Origin of the sequence: Arthrobacter sp. NPDC097144 (assembly GCF_044762205.1) — a bacterium.
Lineage (GTDB): Bacteria > Actinomycetota > Actinomycetes > Actinomycetales > Micrococcaceae > Arthrobacter_B.
In genome coordinates this window covers 39,955-56,284 of sequence record NZ_JBIWDW010000008.1, presented here as the reverse complement: position 1 = coordinate 56,284, position 16,330 = coordinate 39,955, and the positions used below count along the sequence as shown (strand labels likewise).

The window sequence follows — 16,330 nt, the reverse complement described above, 5'->3', positions numbered from 1 at the left end:
CCCGGTGAAATACTGGCACGGTGACTTCTCCCCGCTTTGGCCTGCTGCTCGACGTCGACGGCCCGGTAGCCAGCCCGGTTACCCGCTCCGTACCGGCCCACATCATCACCGACCTCGTACAGCTGGCAGTTGCCGGCTGGCCCGTTATCTTCAACACCGGCCGGTCCGATGAATTCATCCGCGGGCAGGTCATGGCCCCGATGATCGCGGCCGGGCTGCCGACGGACACCACGGTTCATGCCATCTGTGAAAAGGGCGCCGTATGGTTCTCCTTTACCGGATCCGGCCCCGGCGAGCCGCAGGTGGATTCCGCCCTGGCGCTTCCGGGCAACTACGCCGACGCCGTCCGGAAGCTGGTGGCGGAGAAGTACAGCACCCATATGTTCTATGACGAAACCAAGCGCGCCATGGTCTCCGTGGAGCAGCACGTGGACGTGGACAACGCAGAATACCTGGCCGAGCAGCAGCAGTTCGATGCCGACGCCCTGGCCCTGATGGGCGAGCTGGACCTCGGCGTTTGCCGGCTGGACCACCATGTTCCGGACAGTGACGACTCGATCGACTACCGCATCGATCCCACCATCATCTCCACCGACATCGAGGCGCTCGGTGTCGGCAAGGACCTTGGTGCCCGTCGCGCCCTGGCGCTCCTGGAGGCCGCCGGCACCGAGGTTCCCCGCACCTGGCGCACCGTTGGGGATTCACGCACCGACTACGCCATGGCCGATGAGCTGCATGCCCTGGGTTACGACGTCGCGCATGTGGACGTACGCCCGGCCGACGGCGTTCCCGCCAAGCCATACCCGGTCCTGACCGCGGGCGACCGCATCCACGACGACGCCGGCGGCGCCTACTTTGCCCGCTGGGCCGCGATGGCGGTTGGCACGGCGGCCGACGACGACGGCGTCAGCTAGCTTCTCAGCCGGCGGCTGGCCCGGCGGACCGCCGCAGTCAGCCGGTTCAGCCGCTCGGACTGGAGCGTCCAGGCTTGCCAGTACAGGACGACGTCGTGGTGTGCCCGCGCGTCGAGCAGCACCAGCCTGCCGTCGTCGAAGTCCGAGCCGACCTGGAGTTCCGGCACCATGCCCCAGCCCATCCCGGCCCGTACGGCGGCCACGAAGGCCTCGGAGGACGGAACGATGTGGGTCGGCGGTAGTCCGGTGACGCCATGGGATGCGAGGAAGCTGCGCTGCAGGTTGTCCTTTGAGTTGAACTGCAGCACCGGCATCGCTTCCCAGTCCACCCCGTCCGCCCGGGTGAACCGTTCCCGAAGTGCCGGGGCGGCCGCTGGAACGTAGCGCATGGCACCCAGCCGCACGGCCCGGCAGCCGTTCACCGGTGACGGATCCGAAGTCACCGCGCCCAGCACGTCGCCCTGCCGCAGCAGCTTGCTGCTGTGGTCCTGGTCCTCCACGTGCAGGTCCAGCGTGGTGTCGGTCCATCCGGCGGCTTCCTCGAGCAGCGGCAGGAACCAGGTGGCCAGGGAATCAGCGTTCACTGCCACGGGTGTGGCAGTCACGGCCGCCGTTTTCGATCCCAGGGCTTCCCGCGCCTCCGCTTCCAGCAGCTGCACCTGCCGGGCCAGGCGCAGCAGGTAAGACCCGGCGTCCGTCGGGGTGCAGGGCACGGCGCGCCGCACCACAACCTGTCCGGCCGACTTCTCCAGTGCCTTAATCCGCTGGCTTACCGCGGAGGGGCTGATGTGCAGACGGTCCGCCGCAGCCTCGAAGGTGCCCTCATCAATAACAGCAGCCAGTGCCCGCAGGTGTTCAAAGTTCATGAAGAGAATCTAATGCATGTGCAGAATCTTTCGTTTGCCTGTGCCGCATTCACGGAACTACCGTCGATTCCATGTGGAGCATTTGGAGCACCGGGTTATTGACCGGGCTGGGACTGATCGTGGCCATCGGTGCGCAGAACGCCTTTGTCCTGCGGCAGGGAATCCGCCGCGAGCACATCGCCGCGGTGGTGGTGCTCTGCGCAGTGAGTGACGCAGTCCTGATCCTGGCGGGTACGGCGGGCATCGGTGCCCTGGTGGAAAACTTCCCCCGGATCCTGGACCTCCTGCGCTGGGGCGGGGCGGCCTACCTCACCTGGTTTGCGGTTCGGTCATTCATCTCCGCCGCAAAACCCTCCGCGCTGACCGGGCAGGCGCCACGCTCCCGCGGCTCCGTCATCAGCACCACGCTGGCGCTGACGTTCCTGAACCCGCACGTATATTTGGACACCGTGGTTTTGCTCGGCAGCCTGGCCAACCAGTATGGCGAGGCGGCACGGTGGATTTTCGCTGCCGGCGCCGTCATGGGCAGCATCCTCTGGTTCACCGGCCTCGGTTACGGCGCCCGCGCATTGTCCGGACCTCTGAGCAGGCCGCGCACCTGGCAGGTGCTGGACCTGCTGATCGGCGTCGTGATGCTCGTCCTGGCGCTGAAGCTGGTGCTGGGCTGAGGCCGAAGCGCCCCTTACTCTGTCCGGCCGGATACCGGAACGTGGGTCGCCGTGACCCAGCGGAGCAGTGAGTAGAGCAGCTGGGAAGCTCCGGGCATGAACCCTGAACCGTGGTGATAAACCGGATCCATGGTTGTCACCAGCAGCCGGGCGGGCTGGTTCACCTCATCCACGTAGAGCAGGGCGCCTATTTCCACGCCGTTTTCCTCCATGACCACCGGTGACCGCGCGCCGGCGGGCGGATGCAGCAGGCCGTGATGGTGCCAGGACACCGCTCGGGGCGTGAAGTATTCCCACATCGGGTCCGCCGGCAGGCGCAGCCGGGTGCCGTTGTCCCCGCCCGTGCGCCAGGTCCAGAACACTGTGGGCCGGAAGGTATATCCGACGCCGGGCAGCCACTGCTCCACCTTGTTTTCGCCGAGCACGATGACGGTTTTCCTCGGATCCTGAAGTGCAGCACGGATGGCGGGGGCAAACCGGGCCAGCTGCCCTTCGTGCAGCCGATCCCCCACAATCATCACGTCAAGGCCGGCGAGGATCGAAGGATCAGCGTCCGGCAGGTGGACGGACTCGAGCCGGTACGGCTGCAGGGCGGGATCGGCCAGGGTGCGCAGCGGAGGGAAGGTGCCGCAGTGCAGCAGGCCTATACGGGGTGCAGTGCCGCCAGGGTTACGGGGGTCGACGGCGGGAGGACGGGCACCGCGGTTTGCCTCCACTGAGGACGAGGGCGCCGGGGAGCCTGTTTCCGCCATTCGGCTTCCGCCCTCGAGCCAAGCCACCAGGTTGGGGCCAATTCGGCCGATGGAATACCGGTCGTCGCTGAAGCTCTCCAAATCATTGCCGCCGTGGACCAGCACTTCGCCGCCGCCCAGCCGGTAGCTGTAATCCAGCGGCAGGGAATACTGTCCTATGCCGGTGACGACGGTTGCGTCCTCAGGCAGGTCCAGGTGGTAACCGCGGCCGTAGAAGCCGGCAACGCCGATCTCTTCCAGCCGCTCGTAGCTGTGCGTTCCCGGGACGCCGGTGCGGTAATGCAGGTCCTTGTAATCCACGCCCTCCCACACCGTATGGGCCGTAACCTGGTGCGGGCGCACGTCCCGCGCCCCATGGAACTCCAGTTTCCGCCAAACGGCCAGCCCCTCGATGAACGGCGTTACCACCTGGGCGTTGACCAGAACGCGGCCGCCGGACCGGACAAATCCGGTGAGTGCTTCGCGGTAGCGGCGCAGCAGCAGGTGGTCGGCGCTGCCGCTGATGATGAGGCCGTCCGCGGCGAGGATCCGGGTGCGGACGGCGTCGTCGTCGAGGCCGTAGGCGTCAACATCCTCCAGCGCGCCGCGCCAGGAGGGGTCGTGCTCGCCGCGCATCGGAGTGCCGCCGATCAGTCGATAAATCACAGGATGTCCTTTCGGGAGGGTGCAGCAGTTATCGGTCCGGCGCAGTCCTGGCGGCAGGACGGGCCGAAGTCCGGCACCGCGATCACACGGTTGCCCGAGCCGGTGCCGACCGTGGGGGTGCAGATGGGCAGTCCGTAGACCGCGGACAGTGCGGAACCGGTCAGAAGTTCGTCAGTGGGTCCCCAGCGGGTGTCGTCGCTGCCTACAAAAAGCAGTGCGTTACGGGAGACATGCAGCGCGTGGTCGGGGTGGTGGGTGGTCATGATGACCGACATGCCGTCGGTGGCCAGGCCCGCCAAGACCCCGAGCACACGGGACTGGTTGTGCAGATCCAGCGCCGAGGCAGGCTCGTCCAGGACCAGCAGTTCGGATCCGGAGGCCACGGCCCGGGCGATCAGGACCAGCTGGCGCTGTCCGCCGGAAAGTTCAGAGTAGGTGCGGTGAGCCCAGTCGCCCACACCCACCCGCTCCATGGCGGCGTCGGCGGCTTCGTGGTCCTCGCGGCGAGGGGTCTGGTAGGCGCGCAGGTGCCGGCTGCGTCCCATCAGCACCATTTCGGCGACGGTGAAGGAGGTGCCGCCGGCGCCGTGGTCCTGCGGCACGTAGCCGACGGCGGCGGCTGAGTGGATCTGCCCCTCACGCGGAGTCAGCAGCCCGGAAAGGCATTTGAGCAGCGTGGTTTTGCCGCGTGCATTGGGGCCGAGGATGGAGAGGATTTCCCCGCGTTCCAGCGTGAAGGCCAGGTTCCGGAAGAGCCACGGCCGGACGCGGGAGTAGCGGAAACCCAATCCGGAAACCTGCATCAGTGCCTGGGTTTCGGTGGCGGGGACCGCAGTGCCTGCAAGGGCAGCAGGTTCCGCGAACTGGAGGAGACCGGCGTTCGGGACGGGGACAGTGGTCATGAGATCTCGCCTTTTTTCTGGGAACGGGCCAGCAGCACCACAAATACGGGCGCACCGATGACGGCGGTCAAAATGCCCAGCGGCAGTTCACTGCTGGTGAGAGAGCGGCTGAGGGTATCGATCAGCATCAGGTATGTGCCGCCCAGGAGCAGCGAAGCGGGCAGGAGAACCCTGTGGTCCGCGCCGACCCAAAGCCGGGCGAGGTGCGGAACCACCAGGCCGACCCAGCCGACGGCACCGGCCACCGCCACGGTTCCCGCGGTCATCAGGGCCACGGCACACAGCAGCACCACCCGCGAGCGGTGCGGGTTCACGCCCAGGGCGGCGGCGTCGTCGTCGCCCAGCGAAAGCACGTTCAGGCGCCACCGCAGAGCCAGGACCACGGCCGCGCCGACGGCAACCGGAATCAGGGCGGTGAGCACCTTGTCATAGCCGGCGGCGGCAATGGAGCCCAGGAGCCAGTGCACAATCGACGGCAGCTCGGAGTAAGGGTCGGCGGTGTAGGTGATGAAGGAGACCAGGGCGTTGAAGAACGCGGCCACCACAATTCCGCCGAGCACGATCATCAGCATCGGCCCTCCCCTGCCGCCCAGCCGGCCGAGCAGGAGGACGACGGCGAGCGCGGCCAGGCCGAAGCCGAACGCTCCGCCCACCATCGCGCCGCCGGACAGGCCCAGCGTCAACACCAGCACTCCACCGAAGGATGCCCCCGCGGTCACGCCAATGATGTCCGGGCTGACCAGCGGATTGCGGAAAAGTGCCTGCAGGCAGGCGCCGCCCAGGGACAGGGCGCCGCCCACCAGGAACGCCAGGAGCACCCGCGGCAGGCGCACATCCAGGATCACTGTTGCTTCCTGCTCGGTCCAGGTGCGCCGCAGGGCGCCTTCTCCGCCGCCTGCGCCGAAGAGCGCGGTTGCCTCGTTGGCCAGGATGCGCAGGATTTCATTCGGCGGCACCCAGTACCTGCCGGCGGCCATGGAGATCAGGGCCACCGCACACAGGATCAGGACGCACAGCAGCAGCGGGATGCGACGGTTGCGGGAAGGTGCTGGTGACAGCGGTTTGGGTGAGCCTTGGGGACCGGAAGCCGACGACGGGACGGCGGCCGTCGTCGTCGTTGTGCCGGGCCTAACCGCGGAAGACGTCATAGCCGGCGCTCCCGCTGTTGAGCTCCAGCCGCAGGGCGGCGTCGATCTGGGCCTCGGAAATCCCATAGTTGTACAGGTAGGCAATCTTCTCGGCCATGGCGGTGCGAAGCGTGTGGCCGGTGAGCTGCGGGTGGTACAGCTCAGCCGCCCACTGCCACATCAGCGGGGACTCGGCACAGGGGACCTCCCAGCGGTACCCGCCCAGCGGCGCCTTGTAGACGCGGCGGTTGCGCACGGCAGAAACGGAAGCCAGTGATTTGTCGGCGTAAACCTCCGCTGGTGTGCGGGCATCAAAACCACCCAGCGTGATGACCTCCGGATCCCAGGCAATGAGCTGCTCGGCGTTGACCACGTTATCCGCGGAAATATTGTCCGCGGCCACGTTCCGCCCGCCGGCCAGTTCCATCCAATAGTGCATGTAGGAAGACTTGTTGGAGGCTGAGTATCCGTCGCCGGACTGGCCCAGATGGACCACGCGGACCGGATCCTTCACATCGGAGAGTTCCTTCTTGAGGCGGGCAATCTCAGCGTGCATCCAGTCCACAATCTCGCGGCCCCGCTCGGGCTTGCCCAGGATCGTGGAGAAGAGTGAAACCCAGGTCTCCAGGTGCTCCTGTGTGCCGTAGAGGAGGCAGACAGTCTTGAAGCCCGCGTTTTCCAGCGGTTCCACAAGGCCGTCGCCCTGGTCTGCCCATTGGAAAACGACGTCGGGCTGCAGCTTGGTGATGGTCTCAATGTTGGGCGTGAAGCTCGACGGGGAGATGGTGGTCGTGGACTTCGAGTCCGGATACATCTCGCCGAACAGGCCCTGGTTGTTGGCCTGGAGCGTGGATTCGTTAATGCCCACAATGCGGCCGTAGCCGCCGTCCACTGCGGCCAGCATGGAGGGCGAAGGGATCACCGTGGTGGCGATCCGCTGCACCGGAGCGTCGAAAGAGACCTCGACGCCGCGCATGTCTGTCACCGTGAAGCCCCCGGCAACGGCGGCACTGCCGGCTGCTGCAACTGTTTCACGAGACGAGCAGGCACTGAGGGCCAGGGCCATAAAGCCCAGACCGGCACCGCCGAGGAGCGTGCGGCGGGAGGTTCCATGGAGAGGAAGAGAGGCGGGCAACGAGGTTCCTATCGCTTCGGTAGGTAAGGCTTACCTAAAAACTGATGTAGATATCAGATCATATGGAATCGATTAGCGCACATTTACGTTGCGTAATTATTTAGTGATCCGGGCTGCCGAAGAGGCAACCCGGACCTCGGCCTGCCCGGCAGCACACGGACACGCTTCACCCCTTTCGATGACACTTCGAGCCGCCGCCCACCTTCCTGCCAACTCGAACCGACGAGTCACGCGCAGGACCCGTAAAGTGACCTCATGAGTCGCCGTGTTACATCGAAGAGCGGTTTATCGTCAGTAAACCCGCAGGTCAGAGCTGCCCTCGACCTTCCGCGCGTAACAATTGCTACTTACTTGACAGAGGCCGGTGGTAGCTTCGTCGCATGCCTGAATTTCCCAGCTCCATCCCTGTCCTGGACCTGAGCACGGCCCGCAATGCCGACGGTTCATTCAACCCGGAGTTCATCATGCAGCTGCGTGACGCAACTCACCGGATCGGTTTCTTCCAGCTCGTGGGTTACGGCGCGGGCGAAGCCAAGGTGGATGACCTGTTCGATGTCACCAAGCGCTTTTTTGACCTGCCGCTGGAGAACCGGCTGGAGTTGGACAACCGCAAGTCTCCGCACTTCCGCGGCTACACCCGGCTGGGCACCGAGCTGACCCAGGGCCGCCCGGACTCACGCGAGCAGATCGATTTCGGCCCGGAACGCGAACCTGTTGCGGATTATCCAGCCGATCAGCCGTTCTGGCTGGTTCAGGGACCGAATCTTTTTCCCGACGAGGTCCTTCCCGAGTTGCGGGAGAAGTCCATGGAGTGGGCGGAACTCATGTCCGAGGTGGGGGCGGAGCTGCTCAGCGCCATCGCGGTATCCCTCGAGCTGCCCGAGGACCATTTCGCCGAACCCTTTGAAGGTTCTCCGGCCTGGATGGCCAAACTGGCCCACTACGTTGGCGGCGAGGTTCAGGAAGCCGGCACCCAGGGCGTGGGCTCGCACGCAGACTATGGTTTTGTGACGCTGCTGCTGCAGGATTCAGTAGGCGGGCTCGAGGTCCGGCCACACGAGTCAGACACCTGGATTCCCGTGGAACCGATCTCCGGGGCGCTCGTCGTCAATCTGGGTGAAATGCTCGAAGTGGCCACCCAGGGCTACCTCTCCGCCACCATCCACCGCGTCACGGCTCCGGCTCCCGGCGTGGACCGCTACGCCATTCCCTTCTTCTGGTCCCCGCGGCTGGACTCCGTCATCGATCCGGTGGAACTTCCCGCCGAACTGGCCGCACAGTCCCGCGGCATCTCGGACGATCCGGAGAATCCGATGCTGGCGTCTTACGGCTCCAACGTGCTCAAGGGCTGGCTCCGTGCACATCCGCAGGTGGCTCAGCTGCATCATCCGGAGCTGGTTTCGGCGAAGTAACAGGATCGGCCCGGGAGCGCCGCATCACGTAAACTCGCCGAAAGTCCGTCCCCGACCCGAGAGACTTACGCTGTGACGATTCCTGCCAGTCCGCACCTTCAGCCCGCCGGCCCCGCAGAGCACCCTTCCCCCGAAGAGCTCGCCGCACGCATGCAGGATCCGCACTGGTGGCGGCAGGCCGCCGTCTATCAGATCTATCCGCGCAGCTTTGCGGACTCGAACGGGGACGGGATCGGAGACCTGCGGGGCATCACGTCCCGGATCCCGTACCTGAAGTCCCTGGGGGTGGACGCCGTCTGGCTCAGCCCGTTCTATCCCTCCGCCCTCGCCGACGGCGGCTACGACGTTGACGACTACCGCAATGTGGATCCCAAGCTGGGCACGCTCGAAGACTTCGACGAGATGATTGCTGCCCTCCATGAGGCAGGCATCAAGCTGGTTGCGCACATCGTCCCGAACCATACGTCCAACCGCCATGCCTGGTTCCAGGAAGCGCTGGCATCGCCCAGGGGATCCGCCGCCCGGAACCGGTACATCTTCCGGGACGGCAAGGGCCCCCGCGGTGAGGAGCCTCCGTCGGACTGGGACTCCGTCTTTGGCGGCCCGGCCTGGGAACAGGTTGAGGACGGCCAGTGGTACATGCACATCTTCGCGAAGGAGCAGCCGGACCTGAACTGGGACAGCCGCGAAGTCCGCGACGATTTCCTCACCACGCTGCGGTTCTGGTCCGACCGGGGAGTGGACGGCTTCCGGGTGGACGTAGCGCATGCCCTCACCAAGGACATGACCGAGCCGCTGGCAGCCAAGGCCGATCTCGGCGCCGAGAACGAGAACAACAACGGCATGCACCCGTTCTGGGACCGCGACGAAGTCCACGATGTGTTCGCCGAGTGGCGGCAGGTGTTCAACGAATACACTCCTCCGCGCACCGCCGTTGCCGAGGCCTGGGTCCATGCCGACCGCCGCGCACGCTACGCCAGCCCCGACGGACTGGGCCAGGCCTTCAACTTCGACCTGCTGAAGGCCGACTGGAACCACGGCCAGTTCCGCGACATCATCACCAAGAACCTCGCCGAAGCGAAATCCTCCGGTGCTTCGTCGACGTGGGTCTTTTCAAACCACGACGTCGTCCGGCACGCCACCCGCTACGGGCTGCCCGTCAGCGGCCCGGCCGACCCGGAAGGCCAGGACGGCTCTGCCTGGCTGATGAGCGGCGGCAAGGAACCGGCGCTGGACCACATCCTCGGCGAGCGCCGCGCCCGTGCCGTGTCCCAGCTGATGCTGGCGCTGCCCGGTTCCGCCTACCTCTACCAGGGCGAGGAACTGGGCCTGCACGAGGTGGCCGACATTGCCGACGAGCACCGCCAAGACCCCACCTTCTTCCGCAACAAGGGTGTGGACGTTGGACGCGACGGCTGCCGCGTGCCGCTGCCGTGGACCACGGACGGCAGCTCCTTCGGGTTCGGCTCCGGCGGAGCCCATCTGCCCCAGCCTGAATGGTTCGGTTTCTACGCCGTCGACAGCCAGGAAGCGGATCCTGCCTCCCACCTCAGCTTCTACCGCGGTGCCCTCGCGCTTCGGCGCCGGCTGCAGACCGAGGAGGACTTCGAATGGATTGATGAACCCTCCCCCGAGGTCCTGCACTTCACCCGGCCCAACGGGTGGCACTGCGTCACCAACTTCGGATCGGTCCCGGTGGCCCTTCCCCCAGGCGAGGTGCTGCTGAGCAGCTCACCTTTGGAGGACGGCATGCTGCCGGCCGACACAACGGCCTGGCTCGTCTAGGGCTGCCGGCTGCGGGAGCACCTCACTCGCTGGACCCGGCCTCCACGCGCGCAATGATCGCGCCGATCCGCTGCCTGGCCTGGCTCCGGGTAACGACGTCGAAGCAGGGGGCGCCGGTTTCGGCGCCCCAAGGCACCAGGACGTCGAAGTCGAGTTCACGTATGCGGTGAAGACTGGCGAGGTAGTCTGTACGGTTGCTGTCGCCCAGGACCACCGCTTTCCATTCCCCGCCCTGCACCCAGATGGAATCTCCGCTGAACAGGAACCGGTGCTCACCGCTGTCCCACAGGAACGTGGTGACGCCGGCAGTGTGTCCGGGAGTGGGAATCACCTCAAGATCCCCACCGGCCCATCCCCTTCCGGTAAACGTGCCGTTCACTGGAAGGGACGGTTCGGTGTGGGCACGGTCGTCCTGGTGCACCCATACGGGAACCTGCAGCTGCGGCGGCCCGTACATGGCCTCGTGCCAATGGTTTACCAGCAGCTGGGAGGGCTCGCCCAGCGAGCGGATCTCTTCCGCTGCCGCGTCAATGCCGGGTGAGTTGTAGATGATGGTGGTTTCCGAGCCTCGCCGCAGGACAAAGGATCTCACCACCACACCGGCCAGGAACGGCAGCGGCGCCGTGGCAGTGGCATACAGTCCGGCAATCGGCTGTTCCAGGCCGGCGGTCACGGCGTTCCGCCATGTTCCATGGTTTGTCCTTGAGCGAGAGAACGGAAACGGTCTCCTCGAAGGCTAGCGACGGAACCCGGCGGCCGCCACGGTAAAAGCGGAACTTATTCGGCGCGGCTGAAGACGGCAACCAGGAAGTCGGAATCCGGCGCGAAGGGGCGCAGGTCCCAGGTGGAGAACTTCTGCTCGCACTTCAGCCCCACAGCGGCAGCATCCTCGAGGAACGTTCCAAAGTCGTAGCCGCGGCCGGCGCCGAACCCGGTGACCAGGCGGCCGCCGTCGGCCAGAAGGTTCCGCAGGCGGGCCAGGACGTCCCGGTGCGTGCCGGGAGCAACGAAGGTGAGTACATTGCCCGTGCAGACGATCACGTCGAACGGCTCGGCGATGCCGGCCGCCGGAAGGTCCAGTTCCGCCAGATCCCCCACTACCCAGGGAACATCGGGGAAATCGGTGCGGGCGGCTTCGATCAGTTCGGGATCAACGTCCACGCCGACGACGTCGTGGCCGCGGGCTGCCAGCTCGCCGCCCACCCGGCCCGGGCCGCAGCCGGCGTCCAGGATCCGCGCCCCGCGCGGCACCATGGCGTCGATCAGCCGTGCTTCGCCGTGCAGGTCCATGCCCTGCTCGCGCATTTGGACGAACCGCGAGATGTACCAGGCGGAGTGGCCCGGCGATGAACGTTTTTGGGCTTCCCAAAGGGTTTCTTTTCGCACCCTTCCAGAGTACGCGGCGGCCACCTGCCCCGATCCTCGGTCCGGATCCCTGTTTCCTGGGCTGATCCGCTTCAGGCAGATAGGTTGTTCGCCATGAGCCTCCGCCAACCGCCGCTTGCACACGTTTGGTCCCGGCGTGCGTACAAACTGGGTGAACACGCGACACCCGAGTGGGCGGTGGCATGTGCGGCAGCGGCGTTGGCAGCTTTTCTCCTGTCCTCCGCACTTCTGATGACCGATGCCCTCTACTGGCCCGGAGCCGAAAGTGTCCGGGTCGCGGCATCGATGTTCATAGGGCCCCTCGGTCTGTTGCTGGCCGTGGCTGTCCTGTGGCATCAGTCAGGCCGGATGTCTGCACCGGCCGCCGCGTTCACCGCGCTCGCCGGAATCCCTGCATGTGCGTTGGCGGCCCTCACGGCGGGCAGCTGGTCCGCTGGTTTCGAAGCCGCCGACGCCGGCACTGATCCCGGGTGGTTTGGAGCTTCGACTCTGTTCTTCTTCGCGGCGGCTTGGACGGCCGGGACCGCCGCCTTGGTTCCTGCAGTGGACGATCTGCGGCAGCTGCAGGGTTTCCCGTTTCTCCGTGGTGTGCTGAGGGTGTTGCTCGCAGCGCTGGCGGCGTTTGTGCTGGGCCTGGTTTTTCTGGTTGCCTTCCCGCTGGCTCCGCTTGCCGCGACGGCACTGCTGTTTGTCTCCCTGCGGGCCGCCAAGGAGAATCAGCCTGCAGCAGATCGCCGGAGGCCCGAGGTGTCATTCCCTGACGGGGCACCGTCGGCATTACGGCAGCAACGGCTCGTCCACGTCGCTGCCCCACCCACGCTCCCGCGCACGGCCGTCGCCGTGACCGCTGCAGGCACCTTGGTTCTCGGTCTGATGTGCGCGGGATTCGCGCTCGCCGGCAGCGACTGGTCGAATCTGGCGGAGGATTCCACGGCCGCAATGAACCTCGGCCTGGCTGCCGGAGCGCTCAATGCCGTGCCGCTGACCGTGGCGGCCGGAATCGTGCTGCAGCCGCGGCTTGGCGGAGTGATCCGGTGGACGGTGCTTCTGGTGTGCGGAGGTCTCCTGGCAGAAGCAGCAGCCCAGTTTGCCGGCGTCGGTCACCCCTGGCAGTGGCCGCTGACCCTGACCGGCGGCATTCTCCTGGGCTTCGGCTTCGCCGTTCCCTTGGCCCGGTTCGTTCCGGGAAGCCCGCCGCTGCGCTTCAGCGTGACCGCCGGAGCCGGCCTTGCCCTGGCCTTCGTCGGCGTGATTGTTGTGTCGGGGGCCGGGTTCATTGCCCCTGCAGCATCGGCCGCGCTCCTTGTCTGGTGCTTCCGTCCGCCCGCCCGGCAGCGGGCCGTGGTCCAGCCGGCTTAAAGCCCGTTCAGCGCACCCGATCCAATTCACGGAACAAGGTGTCGGCGTCCGCGACGTCGAAGAAGGCGAAGCCCTGGTCTCCCCGGTTAAAGAATTCCAGTCCTGTGTTCTGGTACGCAGCGTTTCGGCCGCTTCCAAAGATGATCGAGGCATGCCGGCCGTCCCGGGAACGGACGGTTTTCATCGGGCCGCCCTGCAGGCCGATGTCCTGAACCGACCGCTCACCGGTGACGATGATGGCGCGTTGGTCAGTGAGCGCATAAACCGTTTTCAGCTTGCGCCGCTTCTTGTAGATGAAGCGTCCAAAAACGAAGTAGAGGCCAACTCCAATGAACGGGATTCCCCAGAGGGCAAAAAACCACGGGGCGTCAGTGGTGATGACCAGAAATTCCCACACAACCGCGAAGCCGCAGAACATCAGGCTGAACGGCACCATGAACATATCCGCCGGGGCAAAACGGACGGCGGGATCAGGGCGTCCGGACCACCGCAGCTTTTCTCCGGATCTCAGGATGGGCTCGAGTCGTGACCAGTCATCATTCATCCCCGGAGTCTTCCATAAGATGTAAGTGCTGGATCAGCACGCGCCGAAGGAGTTGTGGATCAATGGTCATGCCCCGGAACCTGTTTCTCGTCCGCCATGGACAGAGCGAAGCGAATGTCATGCAAAAGGCTTCCAAAGCCGGCGACCAGAGCCTGTACACCGAAGAGACCATGACCGTTCCGGACCGTTCCTGGCGTCTCACCGAACTTGGAGTGCAGCAGGCAAAAGTTGCCGGGGCGTGGATCGCGCAGCAGGACATCACCTTCGACCGGGCCGTCGTCTCCACCTTCACCCGCGCCCGGGAGACCGCCGCAATGCTCGGACTGGACGTGCGCTGGGAGGAGAGCAGGGTCATCCGTGAGCGTTCCTGGGGCGAGATCGGTTCCATGTCGAAACAGGACTTCGCCCGGAAGTACTCGCAGAACGCGTCGTACCGGGACAGTGATCCGCTGTACTGGGCTCCTCCGGCCGGGGAATCCATCGCCAATGTCGCTGAGAACCGTGTCCGGAACATTCTCAGCACCCTGCACCGGGAGAACCCCCGCGAGAATGTGCTGATGGTGACCCACGGCGAATTCATGTGGGCCACGCGCCTGGTGCTGGAGCGCTGGAGTGATGAAGAGTTCCTGGACCGGGATGCAGACAGGGCTGAAGTGATCCACAACTGCACCGTCCTTCAATACACCGCCGTTGACCCCCGCAACCCGGAAAATGTCCATGACAAGCTCAGCTGGGTCCGCCGCAGCTGGCCGGCCCTTGTGGACGGTGAATGGACCATGTTTGTGGGGAAGTGGGAAGAGTTTGACCGCAAGTATTTCAGCGGCGAAGACCTCCTGGAAAAGGTGGAAGCAAACCGGCATTTCTTCCAGGACGCCTTCGGCAACTAACGGAATTCCCGTTCAGCCCCGGGAATAGAACGCGGGCCCCGCTCCTTGTACCGCCCATGAAAGCAATCGTGTATTCAGCCACCGGTCCCTCATCAGTCCTCTCCCTCGAGAACCGCGAGGCCGCAGCGCCCGGTCCCGGCGAAGTGCGGGTCCGCGTCGTCGTTTCCGGCGTGAACCCCACAGACTGGAAGGCGCGCGCCGACGGCGATCTTGCCTTCCCCGAGGTGGTTCCGAACCAGGACGGCGCCGGTGTCATCGACGCCGTCGGCGACGGAGTCACGGACCTGCAGCCCGGTGACCGGGTGTGGATCTACCTGGCGGCCTACGGACGCCCCACCGGTACCGCCCAGGAGTTCACCGTCCTTCCCGCGGACCGGGCAGTGAAACTTCCCGAGGGCATCGGATTCGACGTCGCCGCCAGCCTGGGCGTCCCGGCAATGACCGCACACCGCGCCCTGACCATCCACGAAAACGGACCGGCCCGTCTCTCCCCGGGAGCACTGGCCGGACGCATGGTCCTGGTCCAGGGCGGCGCCGGAGCCGTGGGACACGCCGCCACCCAGTTTGCCTCCTGGGCCGGCGCCACGGTGATTGCCACCGTCAGCAGCGATGCGAAGGCCGAGCTCGCCCGTGCCGCCGGAGCGCACCACATTGTCCGCTACCCGGACGATGCCCAGGCCGACCGCATCCGCGAAATTGCGCCCGACGGCGTGGACCAGATCGTAGAGGTCTCCCCCGCCCAGAACGCAGCCCTGGATGTGAGTGTCATCGCCAACCACGGCAGCATTGCCTACTACGCAAACAACGGCGGCGACGAGTTCACCGCTCCCATCATCCCGAGCTTCGCCAAGAACGTTCGCTGGCAGGGCGTGCTGATTTATACGGTCGGAGAAGCAGCCCAGCGCGCCGCGGCGGAGGACATCACCGCAGCACTGCGAGACGGCGTCTTCCCGGTAGGCGAGGCCGCCGGCCTGCCGCTGACCTGGTTCCCGTTGGAGCAGACGGCTGCAGCCCACGACGCCGTGGAAAACGGCACCACCGGCAAGATCCTCATCCGCGTGGCCGAAGAAACCGCCTAAGGCCGCAAAAGCACCTCGGACCAGAGGGCTCGATGACGCAGGGCGTACCGGGTTGCGCCCTGCCAGTGGTCTCCGTGACCCTGCCCGTACATCGAGCCCCATGGTTCGCGGCCGGCGTCGTGCGATGTTTTCAGCAGCCGGTACATGGCAGCCGCACGGCGGTGCAGCGCCTCGGGCAGGTGTTCGCGCAACTCCCGGTCAGCCCCGTATCCGTCCACGAAAGCCGCGAGGTTCTTGGCGGCTTCCCGGGGATCCTGCCGCGTGTTGGAGAGCGTAAAGGACTGGGCTGCGTAGGCAAGGTCCCACAACCGTGTACTGGGTGCGGCGGCATCCCAGTCGATGAAGACCCAGCGTTCCCCGAGGATGAGATTCCACGGGGCGAGGTCGTTGTGGCAGATCAGCTCGTCCCCCGGCGCCGGGATGGCCGTGGTCCAGGATGCGTCCGGCGCGGGCACATAGGACTCGCACGCATCGTGGATCGCCCGAACCATTCCTCCCACCCGGTGGAGTTCAGCCCGGGTGAGCGGCTCCGCTTCGAGTGCGAGCTGCCCCGGGATGAACTCGAGGACCTGCCGGCCCTGATCGTCAGGGTCAAAGACGGCGGGCACGTCCACGCCGTCTTTGACCCTGACTGCTGCCATGAACGCCAGAACGCTGGGAGTGGATTCGGTCCATGGCTTGCGGACAGTTGATCCGATCCGCACTACGCCGCCGCTGGCGTTGCCGCCTGCCAGTTCCTGCTCGTCATCCATTCTGGAAATGCTAGCTTCGCAATTGCCCAAAAAACGTGGTCGGCTACCCTTTGGAGATGTCGAGAATAGCCATTGTCCTGCTCAGCATCTGCGGAATCGCCCTTTTTTGGCTGTTGT

At 65.7% G+C, this 16,330-nt stretch carries 16 protein-coding genes; 7 read left to right on the top strand and 9 right to left on the bottom strand.

From position 1 onward, the window contains the following. The first annotated feature begins 20 nt into the window (after window positions 1-20). Complete coding sequence (locus ACIQXM_RS16475) at window positions 21-914, top strand: hypothetical protein (RefSeq protein ID WP_400933408.1); 894 nt, start codon at window positions 21-23, stop codon at window positions 912-914. Here ACIQXM_RS16475 and ACIQXM_RS16470 read toward each other — a convergent pair. Continuing rightward, entirely contained in the window at window positions 911-1,780 is an 870-nt protein-coding gene (locus ACIQXM_RS16470; protein ID WP_400933406.1) for a LysR family transcriptional regulator ArgP, read from the bottom strand. The two genes, ACIQXM_RS16475 and ACIQXM_RS16470, sit on opposite strands and share 4 nt — an antisense overlap. Window positions 1,781-1,851: 71 nt before the next feature. Between ACIQXM_RS16470 and ACIQXM_RS16465 the strand changes: the two genes are divergently transcribed. Continuing rightward, complete coding sequence (locus ACIQXM_RS16465; protein ID WP_400933404.1) at window positions 1,852-2,448, top strand: LysE/ArgO family amino acid transporter; 597 nt, start codon at window positions 1,852-1,854, stop codon at window positions 2,446-2,448. 14 nt (window positions 2,449-2,462) lie between these two features. Here the strand turns inward: ACIQXM_RS16465 and ACIQXM_RS16460 are convergent, their stop codons facing one another. Genes ACIQXM_RS16460 through ACIQXM_RS16445 form a run of 4 tightly spaced genes read right to left on the bottom strand, consistent with a single transcriptional unit; the run spans window position 2,463 to window position 7,009 of the window. Next, window positions 2,463-3,845 (bottom strand): hypothetical protein, encoded by a 1,383-nt coding sequence (locus ACIQXM_RS16460; protein WP_400933402.1) that lies wholly within the window; start codon window positions 3,843-3,845, stop codon window positions 2,463-2,465. After that, entirely contained in the window at window positions 3,842-4,747 is a 906-nt protein-coding gene (locus ACIQXM_RS16455) for an ABC transporter ATP-binding protein (RefSeq protein ID WP_400933400.1), read from the bottom strand. Before ACIQXM_RS16455 ends, ACIQXM_RS16460 begins: the two co-directional genes overlap by 4 nt. After that, window positions 4,744-5,895 (bottom strand): FecCD family ABC transporter permease, encoded by a 1,152-nt coding sequence (locus ACIQXM_RS16450; protein ID WP_400933399.1) that lies wholly within the window; start codon window positions 5,893-5,895, stop codon window positions 4,744-4,746. Before ACIQXM_RS16450 ends, ACIQXM_RS16455 begins: the two co-directional genes overlap by 4 nt. Continuing rightward, window positions 5,876-7,009: an ABC transporter substrate-binding protein gene (locus tag ACIQXM_RS16445; RefSeq protein WP_400933397.1), complete on the bottom strand. Its 1,134-nt coding sequence runs from the start codon at window positions 7,007-7,009 to the stop codon at window positions 5,876-5,878. The genes ACIQXM_RS16450 and ACIQXM_RS16445 overlap by 20 nt, the downstream gene beginning before the upstream one ends. 380 nt (window positions 7,010-7,389) lie before the next feature. Between ACIQXM_RS16445 and ACIQXM_RS16440 the strand changes: the two genes are divergently transcribed. Together ACIQXM_RS16440 and ACIQXM_RS16435 are read left to right on the top strand one after the other, a co-directional pair. Beyond that, window positions 7,390-8,421: an isopenicillin N synthase family dioxygenase gene (locus ACIQXM_RS16440; protein ID WP_400933395.1), complete on the top strand. Its 1,032-nt coding sequence runs from the start codon at window positions 7,390-7,392 to the stop codon at window positions 8,419-8,421. A 150-nt stretch (window positions 8,422-8,571) separates the two neighbouring features. Beyond that, the gene (locus ACIQXM_RS16435) at window positions 8,572-10,206 is read left to right on the top strand and encodes a glycoside hydrolase family 13 protein (RefSeq protein WP_400933601.1); all 1,635 of its coding nucleotides are present in this window, start codon (window positions 8,572-8,574) and stop codon (window positions 10,204-10,206) included. 22 nt (window positions 10,207-10,228) lie between these two features. On the opposite strand, the gene ACIQXM_RS16430 is transcribed toward ACIQXM_RS16435, so the two are convergent. Both ACIQXM_RS16430 and ACIQXM_RS16425 read right to left on the bottom strand, forming a co-directional pair. Continuing rightward, window positions 10,229-10,879 (bottom strand): MBL fold metallo-hydrolase, encoded by a 651-nt coding sequence (locus ACIQXM_RS16430; RefSeq protein WP_400933393.1) that lies wholly within the window; start codon window positions 10,877-10,879, stop codon window positions 10,229-10,231. 104 nt (window positions 10,880-10,983) lie between these two features. Further along, window positions 10,984-11,592 (bottom strand): class I SAM-dependent methyltransferase, encoded by a 609-nt coding sequence (locus tag ACIQXM_RS16425; RefSeq protein ID WP_400933391.1) that lies wholly within the window; start codon window positions 11,590-11,592, stop codon window positions 10,984-10,986. Window positions 11,593-11,685: 93 nt separating this feature from the next. Here ACIQXM_RS16425 and ACIQXM_RS16420 point away from each other — a divergent pair, with 93 nt between their 5' ends. After that, window positions 11,686-12,951, top strand: a complete 1,266-nt coding sequence (locus ACIQXM_RS16420; RefSeq protein ID WP_400933389.1) for a hypothetical protein — start codon at window positions 11,686-11,688, stop codon at window positions 12,949-12,951. A gap of 7 nt (window positions 12,952-12,958) precedes the next feature. Here the strand turns inward: ACIQXM_RS16420 and ACIQXM_RS16415 are convergent, their stop codons facing one another. Next, window positions 12,959-13,495, bottom strand: coding sequence for a hypothetical protein (locus ACIQXM_RS16415; protein ID WP_400933387.1), 537 nt, complete (start codon window positions 13,493-13,495; stop codon window positions 12,959-12,961). 68 nt (window positions 13,496-13,563) lie between these two features. Here ACIQXM_RS16415 and ACIQXM_RS16410 point away from each other — a divergent pair, with 68 nt between their 5' ends. Together ACIQXM_RS16410 and ACIQXM_RS16405 are read left to right on the top strand one after the other, a co-directional pair. Next, window positions 13,564-14,382, top strand: coding sequence for a histidine phosphatase family protein (locus ACIQXM_RS16410; protein WP_400933385.1), 819 nt, complete (start codon window positions 13,564-13,566; stop codon window positions 14,380-14,382). Window positions 14,383-14,438: 56 nt separating this feature from the next. Further along, window positions 14,439-15,461 (top strand): NADPH:quinone reductase, encoded by a 1,023-nt coding sequence (locus ACIQXM_RS16405; protein WP_400933383.1) that lies wholly within the window; start codon window positions 14,439-14,441, stop codon window positions 15,459-15,461. Here ACIQXM_RS16405 and ACIQXM_RS16400 read toward each other — a convergent pair. Then, on the bottom strand, window positions 15,458-16,213 hold the full coding sequence (locus tag ACIQXM_RS16400; RefSeq protein ID WP_400933381.1) for a phosphotransferase: 756 nt from the start codon (window positions 16,211-16,213) through the stop codon (window positions 15,458-15,460). The two genes, ACIQXM_RS16405 and ACIQXM_RS16400, sit on opposite strands and share 4 nt — an antisense overlap. Window positions 16,214-16,330 lie beyond the last annotated feature (117 nt).

Excerpts from the sequence above, each read along its gene's own strand:
- ACIQXM_RS16470 (WP_400933406.1), bottom strand. The coding sequence starts at position 1,780 with ATGAACTTTGAACACCTGCGGGCACTGGCTGCTGTTATTGATGAGGGC.
- ACIQXM_RS16465 (WP_400933404.1), top strand. The coding sequence starts at position 1,852 with ATGTGGAGCATTTGGAGCACCGGGTTATTGACCGGGCTGGGACTGATC.
- ACIQXM_RS16455 (WP_400933400.1), bottom strand. The coding sequence starts at position 4,747 with ATGACCACTGTCCCCGTCCCGAACGCCGGTCTCCTCCAGTTCGCGGAA.
- ACIQXM_RS16450 (WP_400933399.1), bottom strand. The coding sequence starts at position 5,895 with ATGACGTCTTCCGCGGTTAGGCCCGGCACAACGACGACGACGGCCGCC.
- ACIQXM_RS16440 (WP_400933395.1), top strand. The coding sequence starts at position 7,390 with ATGCCTGAATTTCCCAGCTCCATCCCTGTCCTGGACCTGAGCACGGCC.
- ACIQXM_RS16435 (WP_400933601.1), top strand. The coding sequence starts at position 8,572 with ATGCAGGATCCGCACTGGTGGCGGCAGGCCGCCGTCTATCAGATCTAT.
- ACIQXM_RS16420 (WP_400933389.1), top strand. The coding sequence starts at position 11,686 with ATGAGCCTCCGCCAACCGCCGCTTGCACACGTTTGGTCCCGGCGTGCG.
- ACIQXM_RS16415 (WP_400933387.1), bottom strand. The coding sequence starts at position 13,495 with ATGAATGATGACTGGTCACGACTCGAGCCCATCCTGAGATCCGGAGAA.
- ACIQXM_RS16410 (WP_400933385.1), top strand. The coding sequence starts at position 13,564 with ATGCCCCGGAACCTGTTTCTCGTCCGCCATGGACAGAGCGAAGCGAAT.
- ACIQXM_RS16405 (WP_400933383.1), top strand. The coding sequence starts at position 14,439 with ATGAAAGCAATCGTGTATTCAGCCACCGGTCCCTCATCAGTCCTCTCC.
- ACIQXM_RS16400 (WP_400933381.1), bottom strand. The coding sequence starts at position 16,213 with ATGGATGACGAGCAGGAACTGGCAGGCGGCAACGCCAGCGGCGGCGTA.